The sequence below is a fragment of the Comamonas testosteroni TK102 genome, assembly GCF_000739375.1.
Lineage (GTDB): Bacteria > Pseudomonadota > Gammaproteobacteria > Burkholderiales > Burkholderiaceae_C > Comamonas > Comamonas brasiliensis.
Genome location: NZ_CP006704.1, coordinates 3,350,142 through 3,365,134, shown reverse-complemented (window position 1 = coordinate 3,365,134; position 14,993 = coordinate 3,350,142). Strand labels below are relative to the sequence as shown.

Genomic DNA, 14,993 nt, shown 5'->3' with positions numbered 1-14,993 from the left:
AGAGTTCCGCTCTTCAAGGACGAATATGTCCGTAATCAAGGGGCATACTACCGAAATGAAAATGGCGATGCATGGATAGCCTCAACGCATTTACGGTGTTTGTACAGGTTGCCGAAACTCGAAGCTTTGTCGCGGCTGGCCGCCTGCTGGGTGTCTCCGCTTCTGCGGTAGGCAAGAGCGTGGCGCGCTTCGAGGAAAAACTGGGCGTGCGCCTGTTTCATCGCAGCACCCGCAGCATCACACCTACCGCCGAAGGTTTGTTGCTGCTGGAGCGCAGCAGGCGCATTCTTTCAGAGATCGAAGCGGCACAGGCGGAGCTGTCTCAGGCCTCATCGGCTCCAAGAGGACGCTTGCGTGTGAGTCTGCCGCTGGTGAGTACCCTTGTACTGCCGGTGCTTGCCGATTTCATGCACGAGTATCCGGATATCCAGTTGGACCTTGATTTTTCAGACCGTCTGGTTGATGTGGTGGAGGAGGGCTTCGATGCCGTGGTCCGCACCGGAGAGCCTGCCGATTCCCGTTTGGTGGCGCGCAAGCTCGGCCATTTCAAGATGGTGCTGGTTGCGTCTCCCAAATACCTCGCTACCTATGGCAGTCCGAGCAAGGTGCAAGACCTCCAGTCCCACCTCTGCCTGCATTTCCGTTGGCCTCACAGTGGCAAGCTGGAGGCTTGGCCACTTCCTCCAGAGCCGGACGGCGAGCCCCTGAAGCTACCGGTATCAATGGTCTGCAACAACATCGAGACGCGTGCATGTTTTGCCCTGCAAGGGCTCGGCATTGCCTGTCTGCCGGACTTTGCCATTCGGGAGGCGCTGGCTGACGGGAGACTGGTGCGTGTCATGCCTGAGCAGGCGCAACGCGAGGGGGTCTTCCACATTTTGTGGCCGGCAGGCAGACATGTTTCGCCCAAAGTCAGAGCCCTGGTGGATTTCCTGTGCTCGCGGGTGTTTGCCTCCAACTGAGGGGCGGTAGGGGCGCTGCGGGACAAGCAAAGAGCAGGCTGAAATCGCCTGGCTCCCGGATCTGGGTATTTGCTCCGCACATGAAAAGTCACCTAGTGAATGAACTCACAGGCATTGGCAGGCGCGGCTCTTCCCATCGGTAGGTCTTGCTCAAGACATTGCGCTCAAGCGATTGGCTGCTCCAGCGTAAATCCAGCAGATCCGCGATAGTCCATGCGGCCCAATCGGAGCGAAAAGGCCTCTGTGCAACGTCTTCAGGCAGGCTTGGCGAAGAGGGCGTTCGCCAGATAATCGCGGGAATACGGTAGCCGGCCTCGGTGCTCTTGCTGTGTCCCGCATGGTTGCGGACATGGCCCACTTCCTGGCCATGGTCGGATAGATACATCCATGCCACCTTGCCTTTCGCCAAGGCAGCTGATTGGGTGAGGCGCAGCGTTTCCGCCACCACATAGTCGTGATACAGCAGCGCCGCATCATATTCCTGGCGTTGCCGGCGTACCCATAAGGAGGTGCCCTTGTTCTTCAGCGATGCATCAATTGCATCTGCTTCATCATCAAAGGGATTCTGGCCCTTGGGGTAGCGCAGGCTGTAGTGCGGATGGGCGCCCAGCATGTGAACCACGATGAACTTGCGTTCGGAAGGCGCATCAAGAGCCGTCTTCAGCTCATCGACCATTTCCCCGTCCAGAGACACAGAGGAGCGCCCAGGAGTGCGATTCACCATCTGCACGATGTCAGCCAGCCTGGCATGCTGCTGCTCGATTCCAACATCGTCGTGGTTGCTGATCCACCAAACCTTGTAGCCTGATGCTCGAGCAAGCGCGACCAGATGATGGGATTCCGTCGAGCCCGGGGCACCGAAGCCAAACAAGTTACGCACTGCGGGCAGAGTACTGGCATCCACAGACCATGCATTGCGCAGCACGGTCATCTGGGTCCCAGATGTCCGTTGATGCTCCTGAAGCTGGGGCGTTGTCTGCCTGTCGTAGCCATAGAGCGACAAGTTGTCTCGATTAATGCTTTCACTGAGGACCAGCACGACAGTGGATGGCCCGGCGTCCGCCAGCGTAGGCCTTGCTTGGATGGCGAGATCTAGCAGTCTTGCTCGCTCCTCATGCTGGTCGGCGAGGCTGGCTTTCAGTTTTTGAGCGGAGTGCACCCATTGGGTCCAGAAAATCGCGGGATGCAGCCTGCGCCAAGGCTTGCTGGAATAGGCCAGCGCACACACAAGGGCCACGATCAATGAAAGCGCCGCCAGCCTTCGGTCCCTGCGCAAGGCAGCCAATATAGTTCGCCCCGTGAGATGCCACACCAGCAAAGCGAGCAAGGCAAGGCCGCAGAAGATCAGCACGACGCTGCGCCAGTGCATTGACAGATACTCGGAGCTTTCGCGCCAGTTGGTATTGGCCATCGCGCCGATCACCATGGCGCCCTCTGGTGAAGACTGGTACAGCTCCATCAGATAGGCACGCATGGTGCCATCCAATGCAAAAAGCATTACCCAGACAAAGGAAAGCCAACGTCGCGCCTTGAGCCATGCATGGCTGCGCATCGGCCAGGCCAGACTGACGAGCACAGGCACCATGAGTACCAGCAACTGTGCAACACGTCGGCCGTCATGCCCCAGAACAATGAAGAACAGGACAATGGCGGCCAAGCCGCTTAGCGCTGACCAGGAGACGCGCATGCCGTGAGACGCAGGGGAATCACCGGGGATGGATGTTTGGGACAAGACACTTGACTCATGAAGTTCCACTACCGCAGCAAAATGCTCTTCAAGCATTGGAGGGGTGATGGCTTCACTCCCCGAGCTTTATTGCTGCATCGAACGCAATAGCTTTTTGACCTGCCTGGTGAACCAGGTGGGCGAATACTTCTGCGCAGTTATGTGTCTTTGGTGCTGAAGTCGGCGCTAGCGGCAAGATCCTAGCATTTTTTGTTTCGTCGCAAAGCGGCGTTGGGCGAAGTTGGCTAAGCCCGAAACGAATTGCCAATCAGGGGCGATGCAGTAGCGCGGCATCTGCAAAAAAGCGTCCATTAAGGCCGTGCTGTACCTGGAGAGCGCGCTCAAGGACAGCTTGCGCTTGGGGAGGGCTGCCTCAGCTTGAATGCCTTGGCATGTTTCATCGACTGGCCCTTCATGCAGAGTCCAGGAGTTGATGGCCGCACACATGCTGAGGCGTCTTTGGACATGGTTGTGTGCGTTTTTGAAGTGACGCTGTCCGACGCATTTACGCACGCAGGAAACTGCATTTCAGCTCAGCTCAGCTCAGCTCAGCTCAACTCGGCTCGGCTCGGCTCGGCTCGGCTCGGCTCGGCTCGGCTCGGTGCGTGCGTCAGACGAAGAGAAAGAAGCTCGCATAGGGGTCTATCTCCATTGCTGCGAGCTCATGTCCGATTACCTGCAGCGGGGGAGAGGGAAGGACTGGTTTGTTGCTCCACGGACTCGTCGAGATGGCCTTGGCTCTTCACATCAAGCGTTCAAGGCGCCAACAAGATACCGACGATCAGATGGCGTACCCAGCTGGTAAAGGAGGCCGAGCCCTTGGAGTATCCAACAGCTTGCCCGCCTGCGCCGTGGATGGGACTTCCGCAGTGGTGCTCAAGACCTGCAAGTTGCCGGAGAACCTGTGCCGACTCGCGCAGGGCAGGCGGATTTCACAGGATTTCGTTGTGCTAGAATTTTCGAAGCACAACATTGTCATTTTCAGTAGAGACAATGGTTTGCGGCAGATTTTGCAATGAAATCATGCGGTTGACGGTGTGCGGGCGTCGTTCAATGGTAGGACTCTTGCTTCCCAAGCAAATAACGTGGGTTCGATTCCCATCGCCCGCTCCAGCTTTGCCTTTTTAAAACAAAGACTTATCGCGATCTTTGTTTTTTCAGGGGAGTTCCTGGGGAGTTTTGTCCGATGAAGGACTCCAGCTTCGCCTGCTCTATATCCCCCTGACCGTCGTCCAGCCACTTGGAGTAGACGTTCAAAAACATCTCCACAGAATGCCCCATCTGCTTGGCCGCATAGGCCGGCGTGGATCCTGCCATGAGCAGCATCGTCGCTTAGGTGTGGCGCATATGGTTGGGCGGCCGGTAACGAACGCCCAGCGCCTTGAGCATCGGCACCCAGAAGGGGTTGCGAAACCGCTTTTTGTTCCAGTCGATGCTGTGCCAGCGCAGGGCCACCATCTCGCTGGTGCGCAGGCCTGAGAAGAACCGGAACGCGATCAGATTGGCGACCGTGGGCGCAAAGTTTGCGCGCGCGTAGTCGATGATCTGCTCGACTTCCTCGTGGTCGAAGGGGTCGGGCGGTTCCCGCTGCCACTTGGCGCTGGGGACCGCCGCGACCGGGTTCTCGGTCAGCAGCTTGTCGAGCACGGCCAGGTCCATCGCTGACCTGAGAGCCGACACATAGTTGTTGACGGTCTTGCCGCTCAGATCCGGTCGGGTCTTGATGGCTCTCAGAATGTCCGAGTGCTTCAGGGCGGAGACCTGTTCCTCACCAATGAAAGGCTTCCAGAACTTGATCGCGCTGAGGTAACCCGCCAGCGTCGAATTCTCTGCCACCTTCACCGACAGCCAGTGATCCAGCTGGTGGGCCACGGTCGTGCCGGCAGCCACCGTGCCGCCTTCCGGAAAATACTCGCGCATCACAAAGTTGCCCGCACGGATCTTGAGCTTGATCTCGGCCAGCAGCCGGATGGCATATTTGATGTTGGCAGGCGTTGGCGCAATGGCCTTGCCCTCCACCAGGAGAGTGCGGCGAATGCGCTCTCCCCGGTGGGCGAACGAGAGCCGAATGCCGCTCTCTCGGATCTCTACACCCCGCGCATTACCCATTTTTGGACTCCTTCACGGTCGATAAAAATGTGCGAGTCGGGCGACCTGAAATACTCGCGCCGCTCGATCCAAACACCGCTCTCGATTTTTCGACGGATGGCCTTCTCAGTGAAGCCCGAAATGGCCGCAAAAATCTTGATGGTGACAAAGCGATCCGGCGCCAGAAAGACCGGTGGCGGCTGGGTGGCGGTCAGAAAAGAATCCATGTGATACCTCTTGAAAAAGAAAAACCCTGCTCAGTGGCAGGGCTCGGGTTTGCTCAATCGATTGCGCGGGTCACATCGCATGCTGCGGCTGGACATGCCGCGTTGAAGCGCTTGCAGGCTCCCGGCTGCGCGCCGGCACCAGTGCACAGAGTGAATGACGTGGGCCTGCACCTCGCTGCGTGGCGGGCAGCAGGCCAGCGTGTGGATGCGGGCGCGATCCAGCTCCACCACCAGGGCGGTGCCGGGCAGCAGCGCTGCATGGTGTGTTTGCCAAAATCGCTGTGCGGCCACGCCTGTCCAGGTGGCGCGCCATGGCTCTGTGTGGTGCGGGCCCAGGCGATCCAGCAGCAGCAACTGCAACTGAAAAGCACCGCACAGCGCCGTGCTGGCCTGCGGCGGGGTGCGGCTGAGGAAAAGCGTTCCGGTATGGCGCATACATGCCTCCTGTTTCGGCAATAAAAAAGCCCGCACGAAGGCGGGCAATGGCAATGGGGTGGAAGGATCTCTAGGTCTTGTTTCGGCCTCGATAGTCGAGATCCGTGGCGGAGTAGTTCTCGCGCTTGCGCCAGTCCATCTGGACGGGCCCAGCATGGTCGGTGGGATAGGTGATGCGTTCTTTCTCCCGACTGAGCTCCCATCGCTTGGCCTCTACGATATGGTGGACGGCGGGCTTTTTAGTTGTGCTCATGGCTAAGACTCTCAGTAGATTTCAGAACAGTTGATCCCACGGTACAGGGTTACCGCGGGCAGGTCTATCGATTTCTTGTTCGAAAGAGCAGGGGAGAGATTGGGCGCAAGCACCGCTCCCGTTGCCGACGTTGCATGTTGTAAACCAAAGGTCTTTCACTTGACCTATACTGGTTCCACTCGCTGTTTAGGCCGTTCGCCCCAACAGTGCCTGTCTGACACCATTGCCGCCCCTTGGCCGCAGGTAGCCGCTCTTCTAGCAAAGCACGCGGTGGTCACTCCCTTCTAGGCGAACTCCCCAGATCCTGAACATCCTTATGGATCTGCGTTGCCCCCTGCATTCACAGCGGGCCTTCCCTATCTCACTTGATGGTCTGCGCAACCGTGCGTGCGGCCGTCCGTTTTCATGCTGCACAAAAATATTACAGAGCAGATTGGCCGCTACGTGGTCACACCTCTGACACAGTCGAACACCAGCGGCCAGTTCCTGGCTGCCGTTTCCATTCGCCGCGGCGCTTATGACCGCGTCATTCGATTCATCCCTCAGTTTTCTAGCGAGTTGCTCGCCTCCAACTACGCACTGGCTGAAGGCCGGAGCATGGTGATGAGCCAACGCCTGAACTGAGCTCTTATTGCTTTTACTCACAGGAGACACTTTGGCTAAAGAAGAACTAATCGAGATGCCCGGTCGCGTTGATGAAGTACTGCCGGATGCCCGCTTTCGTGTCACTCTGGAAAACGGTCATCAGCTCATTGCTTACAGCGGCGGAAAGATGCGCAAGCACCGTATTCGCGTACTGGCAGGCGACAAAGTGACTGTTGAAATGTCTCCCTACGATCTGAACAAGGGGCGAGTGACCTTCCGTCATCTTGCTCCTCGCACTGGCGCGGCACCAGCCTTCAAGCGCCGTCGCTAACCCTCTCTACCTCCTATTCGCTCATCGCTTAAATGCATGAGCCCACTTGAAAGAACACAATGCAAAACAATCTCTATGTCACCAATCTCGGCTATTCCATCGACGGCGAAGCCCTGCGCGCCCATTTCAGCGGGTGCGGTGAAGTGATCTCCGCAGACGTCATCTCTGACCGTGAAACCGGCCGCTCGCGCGGCTTCGGCTTTGTTGAAATGAGCACCCCTGAGCAGGCACAGAAAGCTATCCAGACGCTGAACGACCAGCCGCTGGGTGGTCGTGCTGTGGGAGTGGCCCTGGCCCGTCCACGCAAGTAATATTCTTCGATCTGTAAGAAGGGCCCACGCCAAAAGCGTGGGCTTTTTCTTTTTTGGGGCGGTACCTGCTGCCGGCCACTTTTTTGCTGCCGGTCGCGAAGCCTATCCAGCAAGGCCGCGTCTTTGGCATGCCAGTGGGCTCTGAAGCCCAAGTGGCGGTCATGCCGGCCCCATAATGCGCCCCCCATTGCTATCAAGAATTTGGCTTCTATGTCTTCCAACGGCTTTCACGTCCACGGCCCGCACGATCACGAACTCGAACATGCCGCCCAGGGCGAACATGGCGCAACGGCTCACCACGGCATCGGCGGCGGCAGCCTGACCAACCAGATCGCCATGTGCACTGCCGTCATCGCAACGGTGGGCGCCATCTTCTCGTACATGGGCGGTGCGACCCAGGCCAATGCCGGGCTGTACAAAAACGACGCAGCCATCAAGAAGACCGAAGCGGCGAATCAGTGGGCCTTCTACCAGGCCAAGAGCACCAAGCAGTCGATGGCCGAGTTTGCGCGCGATCTGGTGGCCACGGAGGACAAGCGGGCAGCCTACCAGGCCAAGGTAGAGCGCTACGAGAAGGAAAAGGACGACATCAAGCGCGATGCCGAGCGTCTGGAGGCGGAGGCCCGGCACTGGGACGAGCAGTCCGAGATGCAGATGCACCTGCATCACCGCTGGGCCCAGGCAACCACCGGGCTGCAGGTCGCCATTGCCCTCGCCGCCATTGCACTGCTCACCAAGAAGAAGTGGCTCGAATACGGGATGCTTGGCGTAGCCGCGCTTGGCCTGGCCGTGGGCGGGCTGGCCATGCTGCATATCTAAGAGCGTTTTTACGATCTCCTGCGCAATAGCACCAGGGAGATGGACGAAGTGCAGGCTGGCTTGCCGGCGCGCACCAGGTGCATCGGCATGAGTGCAGGGTGCTTGGCGCGTGCCCTGGATCCGGTTGGCAAGTGCTGTGGTTTTCAAAAAATAGAAAACCCGCGTGATGCAGGTCTTCTAGTTGATGGTCAAGGGTCAGCGCATTTGCTCTTGAATCTGCGTCAAGGGTTGTGAGCCTGGTTGGCGCTTATTGCATTTGCATTGCTGCTGACTGAAATTGGGATTTCTGAGCGGCTGCCCCATTTGCATGGGCCAGTAGAAGCGCCAAAAACGAGTTCCGTTGACCGTTTGGGTTGTACCAATCTCCATCGAGATCAGCGAAATAGTCGTTACCCCTGCTGGGCAGGATTTTTCTGCTCTTGCGCAGGCTTCTGGCCGGGTTGCTGCGGGTTTGGGGTTTGCTGCTGTGCTTGCTTGTCTTTTTGGGCTTGATCCGCAGGCGATTGGCCTTGTTGGTTTGCAGTGCTTTGTGGGTTGGTTTGTTGAGTCATGGTGGACATTCCTTGAGGTTGAGAGCAAATCGGAAAGACCTGCTATGGATCCAGGAACACTTTGAAAGGAGCCACGGTGTGGGGATTCTTTGTGGAGCGATGTCCTGGTGGGTAGTGCTCACGACAGACCGTCTGTTAGCACCGCTGATGCGACATCCTTTTAGGTGACGTCGCTGTGAAGTTCCCGTTGTCTTTGGATCAAGACTGGCTGTTGACGCTCCAGATCTTTTTTTTCTTCGTCTGTGGGAGTTTTCTTCTCCTGATGATCTGGCAGGCTGCTTCTATTGTTGATGCCTCTGAAGGTCTTTTTTATGGAGCACAAAAACCCTTTGCATTGAGAATTTAGGTAGGACATAAGGCCTCCTTTTTTGGCGTTGAATCCTTGATTAATTATTCTTATGAAGGTGTTTTCATTGTTTTGTGAATTTGTGAGTCTTTTATGGTTTTTCTAGAGAGTTCATCAAATTCTGCTATCTCACTCTCTGAATCGTCATTCGACGTCACAGTGAAATATTTGTCGGTAATAAGGTAGTCGTCTATATCCAAGAGATGCGGTCTGTATACCTTGAATAAATGTGTGTATTTATTGATGAAGGGCATAAAGACCTCCGGTATTTTTGGAAAGTCCTGACTGAATGCCATAGATAAACCATACGCCTATTTCACCAATAAAACCGCTTTCGGACGAAAAATTACATTAATTGAGGCTGTGTCAGGTAGCAATTAAATGGCTTGGAGCTAGCCTGCAAAAGACTTTATTGCTATCAATGCGTGAGTGATTCACACAAAGTGTTATTGTAAAAACTTTATAGATATGGGTATATTCGAAGAAATTAATTAACTTCAGAAATTGCCCCAAAATAAGAGTTGTGCCGGTAGATGAAAACTATTGCGGAAGTTCGTTTGAAGGGATACCGCATCCTCTATTTGGATGCCTGAATGGCTGCAGCGTTGAGAAGAGAGGGTTGCGCCAGTTGAAGAAGCAACCTGCAGGTCAAACTATCGTGCAACTAGCGGTGCAGATTGATAGGCGAACGGACTCGGAGGCCTTCTTCAGTGGCGTTGCTGCGTTGTGCCTGACGAGATTTCTTGATGCGAACTTGTGTTTTTGCGTGTTCGTTTTGACGCAATCTGGCTTCGTAAACCGCTGGGCAATAGACAAAGTCGCCAGTAGGTACAGCAGTGCTATCAGCTTCGTACGGGGCGGGATTGCTTTCGGATGGGTGTTTTTTGGTTACACTTAACATATAGGCCTTTTATTTATTAGGGGAATTATTGATGTCTACTGCTATCCATAGTACTCCTTTTTCGATTTAAAGGCACCTGTAGGGTGCTGAAGGGTCGATCGAGGGGCTGGATCGTTGAATTAAATTACGCATCACGATTGATTTGATGCTCTTTTTCGGCAACAGATTTCTGCAATTGAGTATTCGTTTCATCCTCTTTTGGCAGGCCTGGAAAAGCTCTCACCCAAGGAAATAACACATGCATGAGATTTGACCAAAGGTCCTGGGCCTTGGAAAGTGGTTGTGCAAACATATCAATTTCCTTTCGCTATTCGCTCAGAAATCTCTTTCCCACTATTTTCACTTTCCCAGGAGAGGATTTAGGTGATGGGATCCTTTTTGCAACGATGTCGCTCAAAATAAAGCGCCCCTTTTCGATGGGGTGATCAGGCGTGCGGGAATAGTCGTCATGAGAGACAGAATGGCTATTGACGTCTGGAAGCCCGGTTTTTCGGGTGCGGGCCTTGAGATTATTTTTAACTGTGGCTTTCATAAAAGCCTCCGATTCAATAAAGCACTCAGAAATGACTGCTTTCTTCACAATACTCTCTTTTTCTGGCAGAAACCGATTTTGAACCAAAACTAACAGAAATTCGGTTGTCTAGATCTCGGAGAGCAGGGCCACTCGCTCGGTGCTGCAGCTCGTGCAGCACGGTGTCTATCGGATGCATCGGCAGGTGATCCCCAAGCCCAGGTGGCCCAGCTCGGCAAAGCCGTGGTCAAACGCTTCGGCGGCGCTGCGGGCTATGTGTTGGATGGGGACGCAGCCGCATTTCAGAACACAGATGCGCATGACGGCTGCTCCTCGAAAAGCTGCAGATTCAGGTGGTTGGTGGTGCCGGCGCGCACGCGGTTGACGGTCATCAGCGCAGAGCCATGTCGGCTGCGGTGCCGCGGCTTGCTGGTCGCTGCTGCCTGCTCGGCTGCCATGCGTGCACGGGCCTTGGCAAAGGTGTCGGCAATGTTGGTGCTGGCGGAGTTGCTGTACTGGAATGCCGCGCTGGTGATCGGCACGCTGGGCAAGGTGGGGCGGGCTGCTTGCATGGGTTTTCCGGTTGAGGGCAAAAGAAAAGCCCGCTCAGCGGTTGCTGGCGGGCTTAGTGGGTGGAAAGTGCCGGTGCCCTGGTGGGCATGCCTAGGGAAGTGATGCAGAGGTCGTGAGGAGGTTTCCCAGGCCCGGCGAAAGGTGGGTAGTTCTAGATGCTGTCGCGTGCAACTACTCAAACTGATGTGGAGTGCTGCTACAGTCGCCTTGCTGGCGGTATCAAATGCATGTAGTCAATGAGGTTTTCATCCTTGATGAAGCCATCTAAAAATACAAAAGATGAAATCAGAGATTTTCACCCTTACCGGGGTAAGGTTCTTGGCAGCATTCTCAATACTGGTCTTTCATATTGATATGAGATGGCCGCTTTCGAGTAATGTTTATTTGAAGAATATGATAAGCCAAGGAGCAGTCGGGATGACTTTGTTCTTTATGCTCTCCGGCTTTATATTGGCTTATAACTACGCAGATAGTTCTATAAATTTTAAGAAATACATAGTTAACAGATTTTCAAGAATTTACCCTGTTTATATTCTGCTTAGTATCATTTCCATACCATGGATAGGCATAAATTTCACTGATGCTTCATTTAAAAATTTATTTCAAATTATCACTTTGAATTTTATAAATTTATTTGCACTTCAAGCTTGGTTTCCAAATTTATTTAATTATTGGACTTTTGGTGGGACTTGGTCGATCTCTGTGGAGGTTTTCTTGTATGTGATGTTTCCATTTATGGTTAATCTAGCAAGAAACTTCACAAAAAAACACATCGCCCTAGGTATTGTTGTGCTTTCCATAATTTCTGCTTTACCTGGGTTGACCACTTACTTATTTAGTCCGCCGCAGTTTGGGGTTTTTTATGCGATGCCTATTTTTAGATTATCTGAGTTTATTATTGGAATTTTTCTGTATAAGCTATACATATTGAAGATTCGTGTTCCCTATCCTAATATTTTTTTGTTTGTTTCGACATTGACTTTCTTCACTTATTTGGCAATTTTTGGAAGTGAGCTGCCTCAGTACATTGGACATAATTTTATTGTTATTCCATACATAGCTCTGATTCTGTACTTGGTTGCAGCGGAGAGGACATTTATTTCAAATATTCTTTCTAGTAGAGCCTTTAATTTTTTAGGAAGAATTAGTTACTCATTTTACTTGCTTCAAATATTTGTTCTGTTATATTTAATTGATAAAAGGGACTTTGTTGTGGAAATGATTCCACTGCTTTCCAATAATTTTTTGCTACTGATTTTTGTCACGATAATTTTAATTATATCTTCGACGGTTTGTTATTACTATGTCGAAGAGAGATATAGAGTAATTATTAAGAAAATTGCAGATCTGCCTCAAATTAACAAAAATAATGTCAAACGCTTCTTTCAAGGTTCTTAACAAGAAGCTCATTGAGGGCTTTTTGCTGTACCTAATCGCGACAGGGACGGTGCGCTGAGCAAACCTGCTGATGCGATTGAGTGGAGGAATGTCGCGCTGGTGATCGAAGGTGGGGCGAGCTGCTTGCATGGGTTCTCCGGTTGAGGGCAAAAGAAAAGCCCGCTCAGCGGTTGCTGGCGGGCTTGGGGGATTGGACGGCTGCAGCCATCGACTGGCACAGACCGTGAAGAAAGAGCCGATGCCCTTGCAGGCATGCCAGAGGAAGTGAAGTGGAGGGAGGAGGTGCCTCTGGCTCGGCGAAAGCCGTTCAAACCGCAGCGCCCTGGTGCAAGGCGCTCTGGTTTAAGCCCAGATGCGCTCGGGGAGGGCGGTGCCGGGATTCCAAACGGCGTTGCCGTTCTTGCTCTTGGCCGCATTCACCTCACCCTTTTGACCGTGTACGCCCTTTGGCGGCTGGATACGGCAGGGATGCCGCGCAGAGCAGCGGCCATGCCCGCTGATGCGATGAAACCCGGGGACGCTCCGCGTGGGTGGAGCGAACGACATGGGCATGCGACTTTTGAAAGACCGGGCCTGACCAGACCGATGCCGTGGCGCCCAAGTAATCAGTTTTGATAGCTGCTAGCACTTGATGTGTAGTCACTAGAGGCTGATTTAGCTCACAATGAAATGAGCCGCTGCAGGCTTTGGCTGGCAGGGGCTTCTGGCTGGATTGCGGCTACTTCTTGTCCAAAGGGGTTGGGTCGTGCTGTTCAATGAGTGCCGTCACAAAGTATTCAAGAGCCAGTTCATTGGCTTTTTTGTTTTTGCCAAGCCTTGCCATCCAGCTAAGAATGAAAGCTTTCGACTCAAGGTAGCTGTAGTACATGCCGACGCCAATAGCAAAGATGGCTACAGCAATCCAGAGCAGATTTTTAAGGTATCCGCCAAAGGCGGGGTGGGCTGTCAGTTCCAGGAGGTTGAGCAACTCGGCATCGGTTGTTCGACTGGCCGATGCCACAAACAGCGCGAGCGACGCGAGCGTGATGGAGATCATGCGAGCCTTTGCATCCGGGTCGTAAATCAGCCTGAAGTAGTTGATTTTGGGAGGGGAAAAACGGTCCAGATTGCTGCGCAGGTCTGCGATTTCCTTGACGATGCCTGCAAAGTCTGTGGCCTGTTTGTTGGTCAAGAACTGCAGGTGCATCTTCTGCATTGCTCTAAAGCGAGTCGATCTGTTCTCATCATTCAGGCCAAAGCGCTCGTCGAGTCGTTTCTTGCGGTGATGGACTAAGGCGAAGCCCATGCTTAAAAAAAGAACTTCAGCAACATAGATGGACGCAATCCATGGCCGTGTTCTTAGCCAGAGCGACATACAGATTGCGCCGACAAAGCAGATGCCAGAAATGGCCCAGAGAATCCACTGCCAGCTCAGCAGCCTGAGATACAGGTGTCTGCCTTCGAAGGTGTCAAAGTACTTGGTGGCCAGCTCGTAATATTTGCCCAAACGATTCCCTCCCGACTGTTGTTTGTCCAATCTTGGCTTTGCTATCAAACTGATTGTGTCCGCATCGTCTGGCCGTTTGCCTGGAAAGCTCTGCCTGAGGCATCCGCCAAGCGCCTGATCGCCGGACTTGCTGGGCCTGACGGTGCTGGCCCTGGGCGGCGAGATGGTGAACGGCGATGCCGTGGCCATTCCCAAATGGCTGCCCCGGCCTGACAGCCCCTGGGCTACGCGGCTGAGCGTGATTGAGGCCGACCGGCTGGAGACCCCGCCTTACTTGGAGGGCATGGCCCGTATTCGCCGTGGCGTGGAGCTGGACGGCGAGGGCGCGCCCGTGGCCTACCATTTTCGCGCCGCGCACCCTGGCGATACGCTGTACCTGCGCGGTGACGAAGCGCAAGACCTGAACCGCTGGGAACGCGTGCCCGCCGTTACCCCCTGGGGCCGCCGCCGCGTGGTGCACCTGCATGCCAAGGAGCGCACGGGCCAGAGCTGGGGCAACCCGTAACGCCCAGCTTGCCGGTGACGCCGCTGCCTGCCGAGATCTCGCAGATCAGCACCAGCGACTCGCATCCCTTGCTGGCCAAGGAGCGGGCGTGGTTGGCCAGCTTGTCGGACTGGTCGAGCGCCGAGACGCCCAGGTCAATGCCTTGACGGGTCAGGTGCGGGTGGATAGGCAACTGCTGGTTACGCACTGAGCCTGCCTGTCAATATTGCGATTTGCGTTGGCGGTACTTAAAACCTGAACGTCGCCCCGATGATCGGGCCGCTCTGGCTGAAGTCCAGCCGCTTGCCGCCGTCCCGGTAGTCCACGCTCAGGTGGCGGTAGCCTACCGAGACAAAGATGTTCTCCTTGACCTGGTAGTTCACCGAGGCGTGAACCTGCCAGGTGAACTTCGAGCCCACATCCAGCCCGCCCATATCGGCATACAGCAAGCTGGACCAGCGCGGCGCAATGTCGTAGCGCCAGCGTGCGGCCACCACAGGGTCGACGAAGGAGGTGTTGGACTGCGCGGACGCCACCCCCGGCACATTCACTTCGGCCCTGATCTGCCATAGGCGAAAGCCCGCCATCAGGTCAAAGCTCGACTCAGGGCTCAACGCCCAGTTGTGCCCACCGGTCATCGTCAGCGAGGTCTGGCGAATCTTGGCATGGGCGCTCAGGCCCAGGGGCAGGGCGGCCTTGTCCGATGTGGCTGCGTAGCTGAAGTCGCCTTGCAGCACATAGCTGCCCTTGCGCGCTGTGCCGTTCACGAAGGCGGCAGCGTCGAGGTTCTCCAGAATGTCCGAGAACGACTTGTTCACGTCGACCGTGGGTGCGCCCCTGAACGGGCGCACGCTGCCGTCCAGACCGGTCATCCACACATAGGGCGTGAGCTGAAAGCGCCACGCATCGGCCGATTCCTTGCCCTGCGCCCAGGCAGGCGAGCCCGCCAGCAGGCCCATGGCCAGCGCTGCTGCGGCCATTTTGATGTGCTGTGTCATTTGTCTCC

At 54.8% G+C, this 14,993-nt stretch carries 19 protein-coding genes and 1 tRNA gene; 8 read left to right on the top strand and 12 right to left on the bottom strand.

Features of this window, described 5'->3' with window-relative positions; all coding sequences use genetic code 11:
* The first annotated feature begins 71 nt into the window (after positions 1–71).
* On the top strand, positions 72–962 hold the full coding sequence (locus O987_RS15190) for a LysR family transcriptional regulator (protein ID WP_043373242.1): 891 nt from the start codon (positions 72–74) through the stop codon (positions 960–962).
* Between the two features lie 88 nt (positions 963–1,050).
* Here the strand turns inward: O987_RS15190 and O987_RS15185 are convergent, their stop codons facing one another.
* On the bottom strand, positions 1,051–2,649 hold the full coding sequence (locus O987_RS15185; RefSeq protein WP_043373238.1) for a phosphoethanolamine transferase: 1,599 nt from the start codon (positions 2,647–2,649) through the stop codon (positions 1,051–1,053).
* A gap of 1,078 nt (positions 2,650–3,727) precedes the next feature.
* Here O987_RS15185 and O987_RS15170 point away from each other — a divergent pair.
* Positions 3,728–3,801, top strand: a tRNA-Gly gene (locus tag O987_RS15170).
* Positions 3,802–3,825: 24 nt separating this feature from the next.
* Here the strand turns inward: O987_RS15170 and O987_RS29775 are convergent.
* The 5 genes from O987_RS29775 to O987_RS15145 form a co-directional block, all read right to left on the bottom strand.
* Entirely contained in the window at positions 3,826–4,005 is a 180-nt protein-coding gene (locus tag O987_RS29775; protein WP_326998622.1) for a hypothetical protein, read from the bottom strand.
* A gap of 15 nt (positions 4,006–4,020) precedes the next feature.
* The gene (locus tag O987_RS15160) at positions 4,021–4,797 is read right to left on the bottom strand and encodes an Arm DNA-binding domain-containing protein (protein WP_326998621.1); all 777 of its coding nucleotides are present in this window, start codon (positions 4,795–4,797) and stop codon (positions 4,021–4,023) included.
* Positions 4,776–5,003 carry a hypothetical protein gene (locus tag O987_RS15155; protein WP_003054634.1) on the bottom strand — a complete coding sequence of 76 codons (228 nt, stop codon included), beginning with the start codon at positions 5,001–5,003 and terminating at the stop codon, positions 4,776–4,778. The genes O987_RS15160 and O987_RS15155 overlap by 22 nt, the downstream gene beginning before the upstream one ends.
* Before the next feature lie 30 nt (positions 5,004–5,033).
* Positions 5,034–5,438, bottom strand: coding sequence for a hypothetical protein (locus O987_RS15150; RefSeq protein WP_235214153.1), 405 nt, complete (start codon positions 5,436–5,438; stop codon positions 5,034–5,036).
* A 70-nt stretch (positions 5,439–5,508) separates the two neighbouring features.
* Entirely contained in the window at positions 5,509–5,691 is a 183-nt protein-coding gene (locus O987_RS15145) for a hypothetical protein (RefSeq protein WP_003054638.1), read from the bottom strand.
* A gap of 405 nt (positions 5,692–6,096) precedes the next feature.
* On the opposite strand from O987_RS15145, the gene O987_RS15140 reads away from it, so the two are divergent.
* From O987_RS15140 to O987_RS15125, 4 genes are all read left to right on the top strand, one after another.
* Positions 6,097–6,315: a hypothetical protein gene (locus tag O987_RS15140; RefSeq protein ID WP_043373230.1), complete on the top strand. Its 219-nt coding sequence runs from the start codon at positions 6,097–6,099 to the stop codon at positions 6,313–6,315.
* A gap of 31 nt (positions 6,316–6,346) precedes the next feature.
* Complete coding sequence (gene infA, locus O987_RS28165) at positions 6,347–6,607, top strand: translation initiation factor IF-1 (protein ID WP_003054641.1); 261 nt, start codon at positions 6,347–6,349, stop codon at positions 6,605–6,607.
* Between the two features lie 59 nt (positions 6,608–6,666).
* A complete protein-coding gene (locus O987_RS15130; RefSeq protein ID WP_003054642.1) occupies positions 6,667–6,918 on the top strand; it encodes an RNA recognition motif domain-containing protein in 252 nt (83 codons plus the stop codon).
* 210 nt (positions 6,919–7,128) lie between these two features.
* The gene (locus O987_RS15125; protein WP_043373227.1) at positions 7,129–7,737 is read left to right on the top strand and encodes a DUF4337 domain-containing protein; all 609 of its coding nucleotides are present in this window, start codon (positions 7,129–7,131) and stop codon (positions 7,735–7,737) included.
* Between the two features lie 389 nt (positions 7,738–8,126).
* On the opposite strand, the gene O987_RS29245 is transcribed toward O987_RS15125, so the two are convergent.
* From O987_RS29245 to O987_RS15110, 4 genes are all read right to left on the bottom strand, one after another.
* Positions 8,127–8,288 carry a hypothetical protein gene (locus O987_RS29245; protein ID WP_187427945.1) on the bottom strand — a complete coding sequence of 54 codons (162 nt, stop codon included), beginning with the start codon at positions 8,286–8,288 and terminating at the stop codon, positions 8,127–8,129.
* Positions 8,289–9,659: 1,371 nt separating this feature from the next.
* Entirely contained in the window at positions 9,660–9,827 is a 168-nt protein-coding gene (locus O987_RS29095) for a hypothetical protein (protein WP_158407677.1), read from the bottom strand.
* Between the two features lie 15 nt (positions 9,828–9,842).
* Positions 9,843–10,115, bottom strand: a complete 273-nt coding sequence (locus tag O987_RS28830; RefSeq protein ID WP_144244933.1) for a hypothetical protein — start codon at positions 10,113–10,115, stop codon at positions 9,843–9,845.
* Between the two features lie 233 nt (positions 10,116–10,348).
* On the bottom strand, positions 10,349–10,618 hold the full coding sequence (locus O987_RS15110; RefSeq protein WP_043373223.1) for a hypothetical protein: 270 nt from the start codon (positions 10,616–10,618) through the stop codon (positions 10,349–10,351).
* A 280-nt stretch (positions 10,619–10,898) separates the two neighbouring features.
* Between O987_RS15110 and O987_RS15105 the strand changes: the two genes are divergently transcribed.
* On the top strand, positions 10,899–12,017 hold the full coding sequence (locus O987_RS15105) for an acyltransferase family protein (protein ID WP_043373221.1): 1,119 nt from the start codon (positions 10,899–10,901) through the stop codon (positions 12,015–12,017).
* A 718-nt stretch (positions 12,018–12,735) separates the two neighbouring features.
* Here O987_RS15105 and O987_RS15100 read toward each other — a convergent pair.
* Positions 12,736–13,533: a hypothetical protein gene (locus O987_RS15100; protein WP_043373219.1), complete on the bottom strand. Its 798-nt coding sequence runs from the start codon at positions 13,531–13,533 to the stop codon at positions 12,736–12,738.
* Between the two features lie 97 nt (positions 13,534–13,630).
* Here O987_RS15100 and O987_RS15095 point away from each other — a divergent pair, with 97 nt between their 5' ends.
* Positions 13,631–14,008 carry a phage portal protein gene (locus O987_RS15095; RefSeq protein ID WP_235214152.1) on the top strand — a complete coding sequence of 126 codons (378 nt, stop codon included), beginning with the start codon at positions 13,631–13,633 and terminating at the stop codon, positions 14,006–14,008.
* A 227-nt stretch (positions 14,009–14,235) separates the two neighbouring features.
* Here O987_RS15095 and O987_RS15090 read toward each other — a convergent pair whose 3' ends face one another.
* Positions 14,236–14,985 carry a YfaZ family outer membrane protein gene (locus O987_RS15090; RefSeq protein WP_003054668.1) on the bottom strand — a complete coding sequence of 250 codons (750 nt, stop codon included), beginning with the start codon at positions 14,983–14,985 and terminating at the stop codon, positions 14,236–14,238.
* Between the last annotated feature and the right edge of the window lie 8 nt (positions 14,986–14,993).

Bases quoted from the DNA above. Each gene is read 5' to 3' on its own strand.
- O987_RS15140 (WP_043373230.1), top strand. From the start codon at position 6,097: ATGCTGCACAAAAATATTACAGAGCAGATTGGCCGCTACGTGGTCACA.
- O987_RS29775 (WP_326998622.1), bottom strand. From the start codon at position 4,005: ATGGCAGGATCCACGCCGGCCTATGCGGCCAAGCAGATGGGGCATTCT.
- O987_RS15185 (WP_043373238.1), bottom strand. From the start codon at position 2,649: ATGCGCGTCTCCTGGTCAGCGCTAAGCGGCTTGGCCGCCATTGTCCTG.
- O987_RS29245 (WP_187427945.1), bottom strand. From the start codon at position 8,288: ATGACTCAACAAACCAACCCACAAAGCACTGCAAACCAACAAGGCCAA.
- O987_RS29095 (WP_158407677.1), bottom strand. From the start codon at position 9,827: ATGTTTGCACAACCACTTTCCAAGGCCCAGGACCTTTGGTCAAATCTC.
- O987_RS15090 (WP_003054668.1), bottom strand. From the start codon at position 14,985: ATGACACAGCACATCAAAATGGCCGCAGCAGCGCTGGCCATGGGCCTG.
- O987_RS15155 (WP_003054634.1), bottom strand. From the start codon at position 5,003: ATGGATTCTTTTCTGACCGCCACCCAGCCGCCACCGGTCTTTCTGGCG.
- O987_RS15150 (WP_235214153.1), bottom strand. From the start codon at position 5,438: ATGCGCCATACCGGAACGCTTTTCCTCAGCCGCACCCCGCCGCAGGCC.
- O987_RS15105 (WP_043373221.1), top strand. From the start codon at position 10,899: ATGAAATCAGAGATTTTCACCCTTACCGGGGTAAGGTTCTTGGCAGCA.
- O987_RS15160 (WP_326998621.1), bottom strand. From the start codon at position 4,797: ATGGGTAATGCGCGGGGTGTAGAGATCCGAGAGAGCGGCATTCGGCTC.
- O987_RS15110 (WP_043373223.1), bottom strand. From the start codon at position 10,618: ATGCAAGCAGCCCGCCCCACCTTGCCCAGCGTGCCGATCACCAGCGCG.
- O987_RS15125 (WP_043373227.1), top strand. From the start codon at position 7,129: ATGTCTTCCAACGGCTTTCACGTCCACGGCCCGCACGATCACGAACTC.
- O987_RS15145 (WP_003054638.1), bottom strand. From the start codon at position 5,691: ATGAGCACAACTAAAAAGCCCGCCGTCCACCATATCGTAGAGGCCAAG.
- O987_RS15130 (WP_003054642.1), top strand. From the start codon at position 6,667: ATGCAAAACAATCTCTATGTCACCAATCTCGGCTATTCCATCGACGGC.
- O987_RS15190 (WP_043373242.1), top strand. From the start codon at position 72: ATGGATAGCCTCAACGCATTTACGGTGTTTGTACAGGTTGCCGAAACT.